Source organism: Caulobacter soli (genome assembly GCF_011045195.1).
Lineage (GTDB): Bacteria > Pseudomonadota > Alphaproteobacteria > Caulobacterales > Caulobacteraceae > Caulobacter > Caulobacter soli.
In genome coordinates, this window is sequence record NZ_CP049199.1 from 3,288,609 (window position 1) to 3,303,719 (window position 15,111).

A 15,111-nucleotide genomic window follows, 5' to 3' on the forward strand; every position below is an offset into this window, starting at 1 on the left:
TAGGCCATCCAGTGACGCTATTGCGGGGCGAGCGACGCCACAAGGGCGGAGGGGCGATGACGGCGGGCCTGCAGGCGTTGCGCGAGCGGGTTCTCGACGACCCCGTCGCGCAGGAGACCCTAGACGCGATCGAGGACTTCGAGGCGTTCGCCGCTCGGGCCGCCGACCTGGCGAGCGCGCGCGGCCTCAACATCGACGCCGCCGACATCCGCGCCGCCGTCCATGACGCCTTCGCCCCGCCGATCACGCGCGCCACCGCGCCCCAGGGCTGGCTGCCGGCCAAGGTCACGTCGCATGACGGCCATCCGGCCGTGACTTGGCTGCGGTTTGGACGCTGGCGATTGACCCAGCCCTTCTACGACGACGATCTGATGCGCGCGCGCCTGCGGCCGCTCAACCGGCTGATCGGTCTGCGCACGCCCCTGCCTCGCCCTGGAGACCACCCCGCGCGAGATCCCGACGGCCTGATCTTCCACATGTCGCGCTGCGGCTCGACCCTGGCGGCCCAGATGCTGGCGGCCTCTTCGGCCAATCTGGTGATTTCCGAGGCCCCGCCGATCGACGCAGTGTTGGCGCTGGATGTGGGCGACGACGCCAAGGTCGAGTCGCTGAGGGCCATGGTCGCCGCCTTAGGCCAGGCTCGCGCCGGTGAGACGCGCCTGTTCCTCAAGCTCGATTGCTGGCACGTCCGCGACCTGCCGCTGCTCCGCCGCGCCTTCCCGGCTGCGCCGTGGATCTTCCTCTACCGCGAGCCGATCGAGGTGCTGGTCTCGCACGCGCGGCGGCGCGGCGTGCAGATGATCCCGGACTTCGTTTCCCCGGAGCGGCTGGGCCTGGCCCTGCCCGGCGGCGTGCCCGACCTGGACTATTGCGCCCGGGTCCTGGCGGCGATCTGCGAAGGCGCGGCGCGTCATCATCCCGGTGGTGGTGGGCGACTGGTCAATTATCGTGATCTGCCGCGGGCGCTTTTCATCACCCTCCTGCCCCACTTCGGTGTGGCACCGTCAGAAGGCGAAGCGGCCCTGATGCGCACGGCCGGGGCCCGCGACGCCAAGACGCCCGAGCAGGGTTTCATCCCCGATGGCGAAGCCAAGCGCCGGGAAGCCGGCGAAGACCTGCGCGCGATCTGCGAGCACCGCGTGGGCGACGTCTATCGGCGGCTGGAAGCCCTGCGGATGGCCCAGACCTAGGCCGCCGCCTCGCGCGTCTCGACCATCTTCAGCAAGCTCTCCATCGCCTGGTCGCGCACGCCGTCTTCGCGCAGGTGCATCACCAGATCGCGCAGATAGTCGATGTTGCGACCCGACAGCCCGGTCGCCCCGGCGATCAGCCCGGCCTGCTGCTCCAGGGTCAGCGCGCCCGCCCACTGGCTGTGCTTCATGTCCGAGAGGAAGACGAGTGACTTCACCTTCCCGTTTCCATCGATCTTCAGGTCGGACCAAGCCTCGAAATAGGTCTCGGTCGGCTGCTCCCGCTCGCGCAGATAGGCGTAGACTTCGGGCCAGGCTGCGCCCGCGACTCGGTAGGCCACGCCGCGCACCGCGCCGCCCGGCGCCAGGCCCAGCACCAGGCCCGGCCGCTCGTACGTGCCCCGGTGATGGACCGAATAGATGCAGAAGGCCCGGCGACGCCCATGGAGCACGGCCGTTCTTCGCTCTATGAACGGGAACCCGGGCCGCCACATCAGCGATCCATATCCGAACACCCAGCGATCTTCGCTGCCTGCCCCCTTGTCCATAACGCTCATTACTGTTCCCGACCGGAGCCGCCCATTCCATGACCCATAGCGCCGCCGTCCCGTCCCGCAAGCCCCGGCGTCGCGGTCTGCTGGCGCCTTTTGTGGTGTTGCTGATAGTTGCCGTGGGTTGGAGCATCGGCTGGCTGTGGCTGCGCGGCCAGACCGAGCAACGGATGGACGCCACCGCCCTGTCGCTGAAGTCGCGCGGCTACGACCTGTCGTGGGAAAGCCGCACCTTCAGCGGCTATCCGTTCCGCATGGACGTCAAGCTGGTCAACGCCCGGGTGGCCGAGCCGTCGGGCTGGGCCCTGCGGGCGCCGGTGCTGAACGGCGAGGCCAACGCCTATGACATCGGCCACTGGGTGGTCGTCGCGCACCAGGGCGTGGTCATGACCCGACCGATCAACGGCGACGTGGCCATCACCGGCCAGGCCCTGCGCGCCAGCTTCGCCGGCTTCGACAAGTATCCGCCGCGTATCTCGGTCGAGGGCGCGAACCTGGTCTTCACCCCGATGACCGGCGCCGCGCCGTTCCCGCTGCTGTCGACGGCGGGCCTGCAATTGCATATCCGCCCCGGTCCCGACGACCAAGGCGCGATCTTCTTCGAGGCCAAGGGCGCCAAGGCCCAGTTCACGGGCCTGCTGGGCCGCATCGCCGCCGACCGCACGGCCGACCTGATCTGGGATTCCAAGATCAGCAAGATCAGCCTCCTGCACGGTACGAGCTGGTCCGACGCCGTCGACGACTGGTCCAAGGCCGGCGGCGCACTGACCGTTCAGCAGGGCAAGCTGAACGCCGGCGAGGCGTTGCTGGAGGCCAAGTCCGGCGCCCTGACCGTCGACGGCGAAGGCCGGCTGCAAGGCGCGCTGGACGTCACGGTCCGCGAGATCCCGTCGCCCGGCCAGGCGCTGAAAAGCCCCGAAGCCGCCGCCGCAGCCATCGCCCAGGCCCTCGGCCGCGACCCGACCCTATCGGCCACCCTGCACTTCCAGAACGGCCGCACGCGCCTGGGCCTGTTCGACACTGGGCCGTCCCCACGGGTCTACTAGACTTAAGCCCTAAGCGGCGGCGTTGATCGGCTCGATCGTCTCGATGTCGTCCGCCAGCGCGCGCTTGGCCGTTTCCAGATCATAGCGAGTCTGGAGATTGAGCCAGAACTGCGCGGTGGCGCCGAACAGCTTTTCCAGGCGCAACGCCGTGTCGACCGTCACCGGCGTCTGGCCACGAACCAGCTTCTCGATGCGCGGCCGCGCGATGTGCAAGCGCTTGGCCGTCTTTCCCGGCGAAAGGCCAAATGGCCTGATGAATTCCTCCAGCAGGATCTCACCCGGGTGGACCGGGGCGAGTGGATCTGCGGAGCGAGCGATGTCGGCGACCATCGCGATCTCCTCGGTTAGCTAGGCTGGCGGGCCTAATGATAGTCGACGAACTCCACGTCGGCTGGTCCAGCGTCGGTCCACTCGAACACCAGTCGGAACTGATCGTTCACGCGAATTGAATGCTGTCCTGACCGATCGCCCGAAAGCGCTTCCAGCCGATTGCCTGGAGGAATGCGAAGATCGTCCAAAACGGTCGCCGCTTGCAGCATCTCCAGCTTTCGCTTCGCCGGACGCAGCAGATCGGCAGGAAAGCCCTTGCCGGGATGAATCCCGTCCAAGATCGCCTTCGCCCGCTGGTCCTTGAAGCCCTGGATCGCCATTCGCGTCTTCCGCCCTCTGCAAGAAGGCGTATCTCAAAGCGATACAGAATTCAATCAAAAATGTGTCATAGAGCGACACACTACAGAACCAAGACAAACTACTCCTGGCGAAATCACGCCGCCCGCACGAGCACCGCATCAGGCAACTTTATTCCCAGGAACGCGGCCTATTGCGCCTCCGGCGGCAAAGTCTATGGTCCGGCCTCCAATTTCGGGGATAAATCATGGGTAGCGACGCAGGCGACGCGACGCCTTCGCTGGATGAGGTCCGATGGCGTATCGACGCCATCGACGGTGAGCTTCTGGCTCTGCTGGACGAGCGGGCCGGCCTGGCGCGCGCCGTGGCGGCGGCCAAGCAGGCGGCCGGCGACACCGGCTTTGGCCTGCGGCCCGGTCGCGAAGCCCTGATCGTCCGCAAGCTGCTGGCCGCGCCCCGCACCGCCGCGAGCGACGCCCTGGTCATCCGCATCTGGCGCGAGCTGATGTCCGACAGCCTGACGCGCCAAGGCCCCTATCACCTGACCGTCTGGGGCGGCCCCAACCCCGCCCGCGCCGTCGAGCTGACCCGCCTGCGGTTCGGCGTCGCGCCGCCGATGAAGGTGGTCGCCACCGACAAGGAGGCCCTGGCCGCCGCCAAGACCGCTTGGGGCGTCTCGGTCCTGGGCCTGGCTCCGGACAACGCCTGGTGGGGCCGCCTGTTGGCCGAGCCGCGCCTGAAGATCTTCGCCGCCCTGCCCTGCCTGGAGCGCTGGGGCCCACAGGTGGCCTTCGCGGTGGCCGAGGTCGAGGTCGAGCCCACCGGCGGCGACCAGACCTTCTGGGTCACCGACAGCCCCAAGGGCGCCGGCGCCATCATCGAGACCCTGTCCGCCGACGGCGTGGCCGCCGAACTGGTCGCCGAGGCCGGCGGACTGAAGCTGTTCTCGCTGATGGGCTTCTATCAGACCGGCGACGAGCGCCTGGCTCGCGCTCCGGGGCATCTGACGGGCGTCATCGGGGCTGCGCCCACCCCCTTCGACGTGTAAGAAGTCCGCCTCCGCTACCCGAGTTGCCCTGATGACCGTTCCCACCACCGACCGCTTCGCCGCGCCGCGCCCCACACCCAAGCCGGGCATCCTCGACATCGCCGCCTATGTGGGCGGCAAGTCGAAGATCGAGGGTGTCGCCCATCCGGTGAAACTGTCGAGCAACGAGAACGTCCTGGGCTCCAGCGACAAGGCCAAGGCCGCCTATCGCGACGCCGTCGACCGGATGCACATCTACCCTGACGGCAAGGGTTCGGCCCTGCGCGCCGCCATCGCCGCCCGCTACAAGCTTGAGGTCGAGCGCATCACCCTGGGCGACGGCTCCGACGAGATCTTCGCCCTGCTGAACCAGGTCTATCTGGAGCCCGGCGACAACATCGTTCAGGGCGAGCACGGCTTCGCCGCCTACGCCATCGGGGCCCGCGCCTGCCAGGGCGAGGTCCGCTTCGCCAAGGAGCCGGGCCAGCGCGTCGATGTCGACGAGGTGGTCAAGTGCGTCGACGAGCGCACCCGCCTGGTGTTCATCGCCAACCCGGCCAACCCCACCGGCACCTGGCTGACCGGCGAGGAGATCCGCGCCCTGCACGCCGCCCTGCCGCCGTCGGTGGTGCTGGTGCTGGACGGCGCCTATGCCGAGTTCTGCACCGATCCGCGCTTCGAGGACGGCCTGGACCTGGCCCGCACGGCCGAGAACGTCATCGTCACCCGCACCTTCTCCAAGCTGCACGGTCTGGCCGCCCTGCGCGTGGGCTGGGGCTATGGGCCGGCGGGAATCATCGAGCCGCTGGAGCGCATCCGCCCGCCGTTCAACACCTCGATCCCGGCCCAGGACGCGGCCATCGCCGCCCTGGCCGACGAAGACTTCCAGCAGCGCTCGATCGCCCTGGTCGAGCAATGGCGTCCGTGGCTGACCCAGCAGATCGGCGGCCTGGGCCTGGAGGTCACCCCGTCGGCGGCCAATTTCGTGCTGATCAACTTCCCGGCCACGCCCGGCAAGACGGCCCTGGAGGCCGAGGGCTTCCTGGCCTCGAAGGGCTACCTGGTCCGCGCCGTGGGCAACTACAACCTGCCCAACGCCATCCGCGTCACCGTGGGCCTGGAAGACCACAACCGCGCCGTGGTCGAGCTGCTGCGCAAGTTCCTGGCGCGATGAGCCATCCCGGGATCCTCTATCCGAAGATGACGGTGATCGGCTGCGGCCTGATCGGTGGCTCGATCATCCGCGCCGCCCGCGAGCACGGCGTGGTCGGCCATGTCACCGTCGCCGACTCCAGCGAGGCCAACCGCGCCCGCGTCAGCGAACTGGGCTTGGCCGAGCACGTCACCGGCGACATCGGCGAGGCCGTCAAGGACGCCGACCTGGTGGTGATCGCCACCCCGGTGCTCTCCACGCCCGAAGTGGCCGCCGCCCTGGCCCCGCACATGAAGGCCGGCGCCACCCTGACCGACGTCGGCTCGACCAAGGCCAATGTGGTCGAGGCGTTCAAGGCCCTGGACCTGTCCAAGGTGTTCGTCATTCCCGGCCACCCGATCGCCGGCACCGAGCAGTCGGGCCCCGACGCCGGCTTCGCCGAGCTGTTCGAGAACCGCTGGACCATCCTGACCCCGGCCGAGAGCGACGACGAGGCCTACGCCGCCGCCGTCGCCAAGCTGTCGACCTTCTGGCGGACGTTCGGCGCCCAGGTCGAGCTGATGGACGACAAGCACCACGACCTGGTGCTGGCCGTCGTCAGCCACCTGCCCCACCTGATCGCCTACACCATCGTCGGCAGCGCCGCCGACCTGGAGAACGTCACCGAGAGCGAGGTGATCAAGTTCTCGGCCTCGGGCTTCCGCGACTTCACCCGCATCGCCGCCAGCGACCCGACCATGTGGCGCGATATCTTCGTGGCCAACAAGGACGCGGTGCTGGAGATGCTAGGCCGGTTCACCGAGGACCTGCAGGCCATGAGCCGCGCCATCCGCTGGGGCGACGCCGACACCCTGCACGCCCACTTCACCCGCACCCGCGCCATCCGCCGCGGCATCGTGGCGGCCGGCCAGGAGAGCGCCGAGCCGAACTTCGGCCGCGATCGCGGGAAGCACTGAGGCGTGAGCTGGAAACGCGTTCTCGGTCTGGCCCTGGCGTCGGTCGCCCTGGCGCTGGTTGTCTGGGGATTGTTCTTCGCCAAAATGTCGATGGTGTCGATCAAGATCGACCTGCCGCCGGCCACGCCGGCTCGGGCCGTTCCCAAGCCAGTCGAAATCTTCATCGATGCAGACGGCTCGCTGCAGGTCGACGGCCGGCCGTCGAGCCTGGACACCTTGGCCCACGACGTCGCCGCAGCTTCCCCGCTAAGTGACAAGAGCCAGCAACAGGTGAGGATCCGAGCCGTCGAGACCGTGAGCTACCACAGCTACATGGCAGTGCTGGAAAGGCTGCGCGGCGCCGGCTGGTACAAGGTCGGCATTGCCAACGTGACCATTCCGAACTGACCGGACCGCCAAACGGCCGATGCGCACGCCGCAATACGGCCGCAACATGCCGCGCTGATGGTCGCCACAAGGGACATCCCCAGAAGGAAACACCTATGCGCCGCAAGATCGCCGCTCTCGCTCTGACCACCCTCGCGACCCTCGCCGCCGGCTCGGCGATGGCCCAGATGCCGTCGCCCGACAAGATCCACAAGGCCTGGGACAAGAACGCCGACGGCGTCGTCGACAAGGCCGAATGGGTCGCCGCCGGCCGCAAGGAAGAGCGCTTCGCCCAGGTCGACGCCGACGGCGACGGCAAGATCACCGTGGAGGAACTCACCACCGCCATGTCGAAGATGAAGGCCCGCCGTCAGCAACAGGGCGACGCCCCGCAGACCCCGCCGCCGGCGGACCACTAGGGCCATCACGGAAGCGTGGCTTTAAGGTCACGCTTCCCGCAACCTTGAATTTCACCACTTCCCAGGCTTGGGCGAACGCTGTAATCGTCCGCCTCCCGTAAGGAAGAGACCCGTGGCGCACAAAGCCCCAACCTATCTGCCCGCAACCAATCAGTTTGACCGCCAGGTCGAACGGATGGGCGCGTGCGCGTCGGTAGGGGTTCCGGTCTAGGGTTCGTCTGAACTCGGGATGTTCGTAGGAGCCCCTCCTGGCCTGGCCGGAGGGGTTTCTTCGTTTTGTGCGGGAAGTTCTCCGACCAAGTCGCCAGGAGGGGCGGTTTGGAAAAGGAGAAGCCCATGAGCGGCTTCACACACATCGAAAGCGACGGCGCGCCGATCAAGGCGTGGACCCATGGCGTACCCATCGAGGACTCCGCCCTCAAGCAGCTGCGAAACGTCGCCGCCCTGCCCTTCATCCACAAGCACGTGGCGGTGATGCCCGACGTGCACTGGGGGATGGGCGCGACGGTCGGCTCGGTGATCCCCACCAAGGGGGCGATCATCCCGGCCGCCGTGGGCGTCGACATCGGCTGCGGCATGATGGCGGTGCGCACCTCGATCCGCGCCGAGCACCTGCCCGACAACCTGTTCGGGATCCGCTCGGACATAGAGGCGGCGGTGCCGCACGGCCGGACCGACAACGGCGGGCGCAACGACAAGGGCGCCTGGCAGTCGGAGCCTCCGGCGGTCGCGGCCGAGAAGTGGGCGGGCCTGAAGGCCGGCTACGACGACGTCGTGGCCCGGCACCCGAAGGCGGCTCACCAACGCGGCTATGGCCACCTGGGCACGCTGGGCACCGGCAACCACTTCGTAGAGCTGTGTCTCGACGAGGCCGGCGACGTCTGGGTGATGCTGCACTCGGGCTCGCGGGGCGTCGGCAACCGCTTCGGGACCTACTTCATCGAGCGGGCCAAGTACGAAATGCGGCGCTGGTACATCAACCTGCCCGACGAGGACCTGGCCTACTTCGCCGAAGGCAGCGAAGGCTTCATCGACTACGTCCGGGCCGTGTCCTGGGCGCAGAAGTACGCCTTGGCCAACCGCGAGGTGATGATGGACCAGGTGCTGTCGGTGCTGAAGCGGACCTTCCCGGATCTCGTGACCACGCAGCATGCGGTGAACTGCCACCACAACTACGTGTCGCGGGAAAAGCACTTCGGCAAGGACGTCTACCTGACCCGGAAGGGCGCGGTGTCGGCCAAGGACGGAGAGCTGGGGATCATCCCGGGCTCGATGGGCGCCAAGTCGTTCATCGTGCGCGGCCGGGGCAACCCGGACTCGTTCTGCACGTGCTCGCACGGCGCCGGACGGGCGATGAGCCGGAACGAAGCCAAGCGCCGGTTCACGATCGCCGACCACGTGGCCGCCACCGCCGGCGTCGAGTGCCGCAAGGACGCCGACGTGATCGACGAAACGCCGATGGCCTACAAGGACATCGACGCCGTCATGGCCGCCCAGAGCGACTTGGTGGACATCGTCCACACGCTGCGCCAGGTCGTTTGCGTCAAGGGCTAGCGGACGCCGTCCGGTCTCGCGACCGGACGGCGTTTCGCGTTGGGACTATTGGAACAGCTGGTAGATCACCGAGGCGACGACGCCGGTGGCGACCGCGGTCAGGACCACGTCGTTGTTGACGCGGACGTATTGATAGCCGCGCGGCGGGGCGCTCAGGCCGTAGTGGCGGTAGTCGACCGTGTAGGCCTTGCCGCGATAGGCGCTCGGCAGCTTGTCGCCGCGATGCCACTGGCGCGCCTGATAGCCGCGCGGCGGCTGATAGCGGCTGGGGGCCTTGTAGCGCTTGGAAGCGTTGCGCTCGTAGTTGTTGTTGTCGCCGCGCTGGTCATGACGGTCGTCGTCATGACGGCCCGGGCCTTGCTGCTGGTGCTGGTCGGGGCGCTGAGGACCCGGTTGCGCGCTGGCGACGCCGGCCGAAGCCACGATGGACAACGCGACCGCGGCGGTCAGAAACTTCTTCATGGCTCTTGTCTCCTTGCCGGCGGGCCGCCCGCTTGACGACCTCGTCTCGACGTTTCGGTTATGCGCTGCGGCGTTTGAGCCGTGACTGAACGCCAGCCACGGCCAAGGTTCACCCTAGCGACACCATGTGACCGCAATCACGTAATGCGGTGACCAAAGCTGGGCCGTTTGGTTGCCGCCCCGCCTCTAAGTTGCGATCTGGAAATAAAGTGTAGGGTTGCGGGCGAGCCCGCGCCTCGGGTCAGGTGATGTGCTTGGCGCTGGGCGGATCGCTGGCCGGGAAGCTTTCCTCCAGGCTTTCGTCGATCAGGGCTTCCTGGCGATCCTCGGCCTGGTCGAGATGGTCGGCCAGGTGGTCGGGCTTTTCGCCGTCAGGCAGCGGCTCGACCTTGCGGCTGGTCGGCGTCTCTTCGGTCTGGAAGGCTTCCTTGACGTCGGTCTCGGAGACCCGATCCTCGGGATGGCCGGGCTGGCCCAGATCCTGGGCCTGGGAGAAATCGCCCAGCACGCCGGGTTGCGAGCCGTCTTGCGGCACGATGGTGTCAGCCATGATGATGTCCTTGGGTTGGACCCGATCAACGGCTCCGGTCGACATCGCGTTCCATCGCCAAGGCTTGCTGGCCTAGGCCTAGCGAGCCTTCAGCTCGACCAGGTCCCAGGCGTCGCCGACCTTGTGGAATTTGAACGCCACGCGGGCGCCGGGCGTCAGCGGCGCCTCGGCCAGGATGTCGCCATAGCCCTGGAACACGGTGCGGCCGGCCGCCAGCTTGGCCGCGCTCGCGCCCTCGTGATCGAGCGTTACCGCCTGGCCATTCAAGGCCGCGATCACGCCGATTGAGTCGTATTCCGGACCTGTCGGAACCGCCGCCGCAACGGCCGCGGGCGCTTCCGAAGCGGTTTTTGCCGACTTACCCGGACCGCACGCGGCAAGCACGGATACCAAAACGATAGACGAAATAATGTTTATTTTCATGATGTTAACGAAATTCACGCGTCAGCCAAACGATCCGAACCCGTCATTCATACAAGGTTTTTTGCCGCAAGTGCGAAAAGCACGGCGATTGTGGTAGCGATTTTGTGATCGAAGTTTTACTCTAAGAGAACCGGCGGCTCTCCACGCCGGTCGTCGAGACACGCCAGACCGTCCCGCTGAACCCGTCCGACCTTAGCCGGTCATGGCGCGTCCCGTGAAGCCGGTCCTGCGCCGCTCGAAGCCCCCTTCGGAGAGGCCCGGCCTTCAGACGGCCGGACAGCCCGAGACGGACCTGATGAGCGAACGCGGCGCTTTCTTCGACCTGACCTCCTCGCGGAGCGTCGCCTTTGAGACGGTGATCTCCTCGCACGATCGGGTCGAGATCCCTGTCGACGCGCCCCTGGCCATGCCGGTCCAGCCGCTGGCCTTCTGGCAGGGCGAGGCCAAGCCGGCCGCCACCGCGCCCAATAACACCCTTTGGGAGAACCTCACCCTGCGCCGCTGGGGCGTGTTCGTCGCCACCGCGATCATGGCCTTCGCCGGCTGGAAGGCCACCTACGACACCATCGCCCTGGGCGGCGTGACGCGCCTGGAAGCCGTCTGCCTGACCCTGCTGGCCCCGCTGTTCCTGGCCCTGGCCCTGTGGTTCTGCACCGCCGTGGTCGGCTTCGTGGTGCTGCTGGGCAAGCCCAAGGACCCGCTGGGCATCGACGACAGCGCGTCCTCGCCCATGCCCAAGCCCAAGGCCCGCACGGCGATCCTGATGCCGGTGCACAACGAGGACGCCGCCGAGGTGTTCGCCCGCCTGCGCGCCATGGACGCCTCGCTGCACGAGACCGGCAATAGCCGCGCCTTCGACATCTTCATCCTCAGCGACACGCGCGACGCCGCCGTGGCCCTGGCCGAGCAGGCCTGCTTCGCCCGCTTCCGCCGCGAGGCCAACAGCCACGTCTTCTATCGCAAGCGCACCGAGAACAAGGGCCGCAAGGCCGGCAACATCGCCGACTGGGTGGCCCGCTGGGGCGGCGACTACGAACACATGCTGGTGCTGGACGCCGACAGCCTGATGACCGGCGAGGCCATGGTTCGCCTGGCCGACGCCATGGAGCGTCATCCGCGCGTGGGCCTGATCCAGACCATGCCGATGATCATCAACGGCCAGACGATCTTCGCCCGCACCCTGCAGTTCGCCACGCGCCTTTACGGCCGCGTCGCCTGGACGGGCCTGGCCTGGTGGTCGGGTTCGGAAAGCAGCTTCTGGGGCCACAACGCCATCGTCCGCACCAAGGCCTTCGCCGAAACCTGCGGCCTGCCCAGCCTGGACGGCCCCAAGCCGTTCGGCGGCGAGGTGATGAGCCACGACGCCCTGGAAAGCGCCCTGCTGCGCCGCGGCGGCTGGGGCGTGCACCTGGCCCCCTATCTGGGCGGTTCATACGAAGAGAGCCCCTCCAACCTGCTGGACTTCGCCACCCGCGACCGCCGCTGGTGCCGGGGCAACGTGCAGCACATCCCGCTGGTCGGCCTGCCCGGCCTGCATTGGATGAGCCGCCTGCACCTGGTGATCGGCGTGCTGAGCTATGTGCTCTCGCCGCTGTGGTTCGTAGCCCTGTCGTCGGGGATCATCTCGCGCATGCTGATGCCCGAGCTGAAGAAGGCCGCCTTCACCATGGCCGACCTGCAGGCCGCAGCCCACGCCCTGATCGACTGGCGCGAGATCCAGGCCACGGCCTGGGCGATGATCATCACCTTCGTGCTGCTGTTCGGCCCCAAGATCCTGGGCTCGATCCTGGTGTTCTCGCGCAAGCACGAGATCAAGGGCTTCGGCGGTCGCCGCCGGATCCTGGCCGGCTTGCTGGTCGAGATGCTGCTCTCGGCCCTGGTCGCCCCGATGCTGATGTTCACCCAGACCCGCGCCCTGATCGAGATCCTGGCCGGCAAGGTCGGCGGCTGGGCCACCCAGCGCCGCGACGCCGACAAGGTCACCGGCAAGGAGGCCTTCGCGGCCATGGGCTGGATCAGCGTCGCCGGCCTGGTCCTGGCCGTGGCCTTCTGGTTCACGCCCGACCTGCTGACCGCCACCATGCCGATCCTGGCCGGCCTGATCCTGGCCGTGCCGCTGACCATGCTGGGCGCCCACAAGATCGCCGGCCTGGGCGTCAAGGCCAACGGCCTGTTCATGACTCCGGAAGAGCGCCGTCCGCCGGCCATCGTCCGCGCGGCCCTGGGCCCGGTCTGCGAGCCTCCCGCCCGCTGGTTCAGCCGCCGGCCCGCGCCGACCGCGATCATCGAGCAACCGGCGGAACAGAACGCGGCCTGATCGCTTAAGCGCTTAGAAGCCCATAGCATCTGGCCGCACGCGTCCGGCCAGAGTAGAAGCGCGCTTCGTTCAACCTCAACGGAGCGTCCGCCGTGTCGCGCCTCTTCAGCGCCTATGTGATCGTCGACTGGAGCGCGGCGGCCAAGCCGACCACAGGGGCGGACTCCGTGTGGATCGGCGTGATGAAGCGCGACGTGCGCTTCCGGCTGACCTTCGAGACCTTCAACCCGGCCACCCGCCAGGAAGCCGAGACCAAGCTGGCCGCGATCCTGGACGACCTGAAGAAGCGGGGCGAGCGCGCCCTGGTCGGCTTCGACTTCCCGCTGGGCTTCCCGCGCGGCTTCTCCCAGGCCCTGGCCCTGAAGGGCGAGCATCCCTGGCGCGCGGTCTGGGACCAGCTCAACAAGATGGTCAAGGACAAGGCCGACAACACCAACAACCGCTTCGGCGTCGGCTCGGAGTTGAACCGTCGGCTGACCGGCGGTCCGTTCCCGTTCTGGGGCGTGCCGCCCAAGGACACCCTGACGACGCTGCAGCCCAAGAAGACCCGCGAGCACGGTCCCGACGACCTGCCGGAGTTCCGCCACGCCGACGTCGCCGCCAAGGGCGCCCACTCGATCTGGAAGCTCTATTACAACGGCTCGGTCGGCGGCCAGGCGATCATGGGCATTCCGGCCGCCCGCCGCCTGAAGGACGCCCGCGGCGACGCCGCCCGCGTCTGGCCGTTCGAGACCGGCTTCAAGGCCCTGACCGAGGCCGACCTCGAAGGCGTGCAGGTGGTGATCGCCGAGGTCTATCCCTCGCTGATCAAGGCCGTCCCCGCCGCCGGCGAGGTCAAGGACGCCGCCCAAGTGCGCGCCCTGGCCGAGCATTTCGCCAAGCTGGACGAGGCCGGCAAGCTGGCCGCGCTGTTCGGGCCTCCGAAAGGAACGGCCGAGACCGTTGTCGCCGAAGCAGAGACCGAAGAAGGCTGGATCCTCGGGACGTCCTGATCCTTCTCCCGTTGCGGGAGAAGGAAGCGATCACCGCTCCTTCAGATCCAGCATCCGGTACCGCCCCAGCAGGAACGCCGCCGCCACGAAGCTGGTGACGATCACCGACACCACGATGCCGTTGACGCCCAGCTTCATCGGCAGGGCCAGCCACCAGGCCAGGGGCCCCATGATCAGGGCGTAGCTGATCATGTGGGTGCCGGCCGGGATCCAGACCTCGCCTCGCGCCCGCAGAGCCTGGGCGCAGACCACCTGCACGGCGTCGGGCACCAGGAACAGGCAGGTCAGGGCCAGGGCCGGGGCGATCAGGGCCAGGGCGGCCGGGTCGTTGGTGTAGGCCCCGCCGACGACATGGCGCAGCGGATAGAGCAGCACCGTCACCACCAGCGCGAAAACGGCGGTGACGCCGAAGGCGATCCAGCCCGCACGGCTCATGCCCTTGGAGTCGCGCGCGCCATAGGCCCGGCCCACCTGCACGGCCGTGGCGGTCGACAGGCCCAGCGGCACCATGAAGATCACCGCCGCCACGTTCAGCACCACCGCCCAGGCGGCCACGTTCAGCCCGCCCAGCCATCCGGCCACAAGGCTCATGCCGGCGAAGGCCGAGACCTCGAACAGGTTGGACGTTCCTGCCCCGTAGCCGACCCGGCGTTGTTCCTTGGCGGCGGCGGGATCGTTCGGAGCCTTGTCGAACACGCCCATGGCCCGGGCGTCCTTCAGGCGCGCGATCACCACCACCAGCATCAGGGCGAAGACGGTGCGCGCCACGAAGGTGCCCCAGGCCGCGCCCACCGCGCCCAGGGCCGGCAGGCCGAAGGTCCCCGGGACCAGCAGCAGGTTGACGGCCAGGTTCACCAGGTTGGCGACCCACATGTTGACGGTGACCAGGCCAGGTCGCCCCAGGCCCTCGAGCCAGAAGCTCAGGGCCACGCTCAGGGCGTAGGGCGTCATTGACAGCGAGAAGACGATCAGCGGCGCGGTCGCCCCGTCGGCCAAGGCCTTGCCGATGCCGGCGTGGTGCAGCAGCGGCGGCGCGGCCAGGACCAGCAGCACCGAGCCCGCCAGACCCAGCCAGAACGCGTAGATCACGCCCCGGCGCAGCACGGCGCCGGCCTCGTGCGGTCGTCCCGCCCCCATGGCTCGCGAGCCCATTACCTGGGTCCCGACCAGCAGGCCCACCGTCACGGTCACGAAGATCGAGGTCGGCGCCCAGGCCATGGCGTGGAAACCAAGTTGCTGGGCCGAGAAGTGACCCACCACGATGGCGTCGGTCAGGCCCATGACCATGATGCCCAGGCGCGACAGCACCACCGGCCCGGCCAGGCGCAGCAGTTCGATCAGATCGGAGACAATGACGCCGTGCGGCTTCCCAGGGCGGGGAGCCGGCGCGGCCGCGGAACGCGACATCGGATAGGCCTTTCAAAGAGGCGGGGAAGGTGACCGATGCCCACGCTTTGGGCAACCCCTGGCCGGATGCT

The 15,111-nt window shown here is 68.2% G+C and carries 17 protein-coding genes; 10 read left to right on the forward strand and 7 right to left on the reverse strand.

All coding sequences use genetic code 11. The annotated features are described in order from the left end of the window. The first annotated feature begins 56 nt into the window (after positions 1–56). On the forward strand, positions 57–1,190 hold the full coding sequence (locus tag G3M62_RS15415) for a sulfotransferase family protein (RefSeq protein WP_165188455.1): 1,134 nt from the start codon (positions 57–59) through the stop codon (positions 1,188–1,190). Here the strand turns inward: G3M62_RS15415 and G3M62_RS15420 are convergent. After that, positions 1,187–1,738, reverse strand: coding sequence for a gamma-glutamylcyclotransferase (locus G3M62_RS15420; protein WP_165191330.1), 552 nt, complete (start codon positions 1,736–1,738; stop codon positions 1,187–1,189). The genes G3M62_RS15415 and G3M62_RS15420 overlap by 4 nt on opposite strands. 38 nt (positions 1,739–1,776) lie before the next feature. Here G3M62_RS15420 and G3M62_RS15425 point away from each other — a divergent pair, with 38 nt between their 5' ends. Next, a complete protein-coding gene (locus G3M62_RS15425; RefSeq protein WP_165188456.1) occupies positions 1,777–2,787 on the forward strand; it encodes a DUF2125 domain-containing protein in 1,011 nt (336 codons plus the stop codon). 9 nt (positions 2,788–2,796) lie between these two features. Here G3M62_RS15425 and G3M62_RS15430 read toward each other — a convergent pair whose 3' ends face one another. Beyond that, positions 2,797–3,117 (reverse strand): HigA family addiction module antitoxin, encoded by a 321-nt coding sequence (locus G3M62_RS15430; RefSeq protein WP_165188458.1) that lies wholly within the window; start codon positions 3,115–3,117, stop codon positions 2,797–2,799. Between the two features lie 32 nt (positions 3,118–3,149). After that, positions 3,150–3,437 carry a type II toxin-antitoxin system RelE/ParE family toxin gene (locus tag G3M62_RS15435; RefSeq protein ID WP_165188460.1) on the reverse strand — a complete coding sequence of 96 codons (288 nt, stop codon included), beginning with the start codon at positions 3,435–3,437 and terminating at the stop codon, positions 3,150–3,152. 224 nt (positions 3,438–3,661) lie between these two features. Here G3M62_RS15435 and G3M62_RS15440 point away from each other — a divergent pair, with 224 nt between their 5' ends. From G3M62_RS15440 to G3M62_RS15465, 6 genes are all read left to right on the forward strand, one after another. Then, positions 3,662–4,462, forward strand: coding sequence for a chorismate mutase (locus G3M62_RS15440; RefSeq protein WP_165188462.1), 801 nt, complete (start codon positions 3,662–3,664; stop codon positions 4,460–4,462). Between the two features lie 31 nt (positions 4,463–4,493). Next, positions 4,494–5,615 carry a histidinol-phosphate transaminase gene (gene hisC / locus G3M62_RS15445; RefSeq protein WP_165188464.1) on the forward strand — a complete coding sequence of 374 codons (1,122 nt, stop codon included), beginning with the start codon at positions 4,494–4,496 and terminating at the stop codon, positions 5,613–5,615. Next, complete coding sequence (locus G3M62_RS15450) at positions 5,612–6,550, forward strand: prephenate/arogenate dehydrogenase family protein (RefSeq protein WP_165188466.1); 939 nt, start codon at positions 5,612–5,614, stop codon at positions 6,548–6,550. Before hisC ends, G3M62_RS15450 begins: the two co-directional genes overlap by 4 nt. 3 nt (positions 6,551–6,553) lie before the next feature. Continuing rightward, positions 6,554–6,937, forward strand: a complete 384-nt coding sequence (locus G3M62_RS15455) for an ExbD/TolR family protein (RefSeq protein ID WP_165188468.1) — start codon at positions 6,554–6,556, stop codon at positions 6,935–6,937. 95 nt (positions 6,938–7,032) lie between these two features. Continuing rightward, positions 7,033–7,335 carry an EF-hand domain-containing protein gene (locus G3M62_RS15460; RefSeq protein WP_165188470.1) on the forward strand — a complete coding sequence of 101 codons (303 nt, stop codon included), beginning with the start codon at positions 7,033–7,035 and terminating at the stop codon, positions 7,333–7,335. Positions 7,336–7,671: 336 nt separating this feature from the next. Next, on the forward strand, positions 7,672–8,889 hold the full coding sequence (locus G3M62_RS15465; RefSeq protein ID WP_165188472.1) for an RtcB family protein: 1,218 nt from the start codon (positions 7,672–7,674) through the stop codon (positions 8,887–8,889). 45 nt (positions 8,890–8,934) lie between these two features. On the opposite strand, the gene G3M62_RS15470 is transcribed toward G3M62_RS15465, so the two are convergent. The 3 genes from G3M62_RS15470 to G3M62_RS26545 form a co-directional block, all read right to left on the reverse strand. Beyond that, positions 8,935–9,351, reverse strand: a complete 417-nt coding sequence (locus tag G3M62_RS15470; RefSeq protein WP_165188474.1) for an RcnB family protein — start codon at positions 9,349–9,351, stop codon at positions 8,935–8,937. A gap of 241 nt (positions 9,352–9,592) precedes the next feature. After that, complete coding sequence (locus G3M62_RS15475) at positions 9,593–9,901, reverse strand: hypothetical protein (protein WP_165188476.1); 309 nt, start codon at positions 9,899–9,901, stop codon at positions 9,593–9,595. Positions 9,902–9,979: 78 nt separating this feature from the next. After that, entirely contained in the window at positions 9,980–10,180 is a 201-nt protein-coding gene (locus tag G3M62_RS26545) for a copper-binding protein (protein WP_246263294.1), read from the reverse strand. A 439-nt stretch (positions 10,181–10,619) separates the two neighbouring features. On the opposite strand from G3M62_RS26545, the gene mdoH reads away from it, so the two are divergent. Both mdoH and G3M62_RS15490 read left to right on the forward strand, forming a co-directional pair. Further along, entirely contained in the window at positions 10,620–12,641 is a 2,022-nt protein-coding gene (gene mdoH, locus G3M62_RS15485) for a glucans biosynthesis glucosyltransferase MdoH (protein ID WP_165188478.1), read from the forward strand. A gap of 92 nt (positions 12,642–12,733) precedes the next feature. Further along, positions 12,734–13,633: a cobalamin biosynthesis protein CbiG gene (locus tag G3M62_RS15490; protein ID WP_165188480.1), complete on the forward strand. Its 900-nt coding sequence runs from the start codon at positions 12,734–12,736 to the stop codon at positions 13,631–13,633. A gap of 30 nt (positions 13,634–13,663) precedes the next feature. Here G3M62_RS15490 and G3M62_RS15495 read toward each other — a convergent pair whose 3' ends face one another. Next, entirely contained in the window at positions 13,664–15,040 is a 1,377-nt protein-coding gene (locus tag G3M62_RS15495; protein WP_165188482.1) for an MATE family efflux transporter, read from the reverse strand. Positions 15,041–15,111: the final 71 nt, after the last annotated feature.

What these genes read in the sequence shown, in the direction of transcription:
- G3M62_RS15415 (WP_165188455.1), top strand. Translation starts at nt 57, where the DNA reads ATGACGGCGGGCCTGCAGGCGTTGCGCGAGCGGGTTCTCGACGACCCC.
- G3M62_RS15420 (WP_165191330.1), bottom strand. Translation starts at nt 1,738, where the DNA reads ATGGACAAGGGGGCAGGCAGCGAAGATCGCTGGGTGTTCGGATATGGA.
- G3M62_RS15425 (WP_165188456.1), top strand. Translation starts at nt 1,777, where the DNA reads ATGACCCATAGCGCCGCCGTCCCGTCCCGCAAGCCCCGGCGTCGCGGT.
- G3M62_RS15430 (WP_165188458.1), bottom strand. Translation starts at nt 3,117, where the DNA reads ATGGTCGCCGACATCGCTCGCTCCGCAGATCCACTCGCCCCGGTCCAC.
- G3M62_RS15435 (WP_165188460.1), bottom strand. Translation starts at nt 3,437, where the DNA reads ATGGCGATCCAGGGCTTCAAGGACCAGCGGGCGAAGGCGATCTTGGAC.
- G3M62_RS15440 (WP_165188462.1), top strand. Translation starts at nt 3,662, where the DNA reads ATGGGTAGCGACGCAGGCGACGCGACGCCTTCGCTGGATGAGGTCCGA.
- hisC (WP_165188464.1), top strand. Translation starts at nt 4,494, where the DNA reads ATGACCGTTCCCACCACCGACCGCTTCGCCGCGCCGCGCCCCACACCC.
- G3M62_RS15450 (WP_165188466.1), top strand. Translation starts at nt 5,612, where the DNA reads ATGAGCCATCCCGGGATCCTCTATCCGAAGATGACGGTGATCGGCTGC.
- G3M62_RS15460 (WP_165188470.1), top strand. Translation starts at nt 7,033, where the DNA reads ATGCGCCGCAAGATCGCCGCTCTCGCTCTGACCACCCTCGCGACCCTC.
- G3M62_RS15465 (WP_165188472.1), top strand. Translation starts at nt 7,672, where the DNA reads ATGAGCGGCTTCACACACATCGAAAGCGACGGCGCGCCGATCAAGGCG.
- G3M62_RS15470 (WP_165188474.1), bottom strand. Translation starts at nt 9,351, where the DNA reads ATGAAGAAGTTTCTGACCGCCGCGGTCGCGTTGTCCATCGTGGCTTCG.
- G3M62_RS15475 (WP_165188476.1), bottom strand. Translation starts at nt 9,901, where the DNA reads ATGGCTGACACCATCGTGCCGCAAGACGGCTCGCAACCCGGCGTGCTG.
- mdoH (WP_165188478.1), top strand. Translation starts at nt 10,620, where the DNA reads ATGAGCGAACGCGGCGCTTTCTTCGACCTGACCTCCTCGCGGAGCGTC.
- G3M62_RS15495 (WP_165188482.1), bottom strand. Translation starts at nt 15,040, where the DNA reads ATGTCGCGTTCCGCGGCCGCGCCGGCTCCCCGCCCTGGGAAGCCGCAC.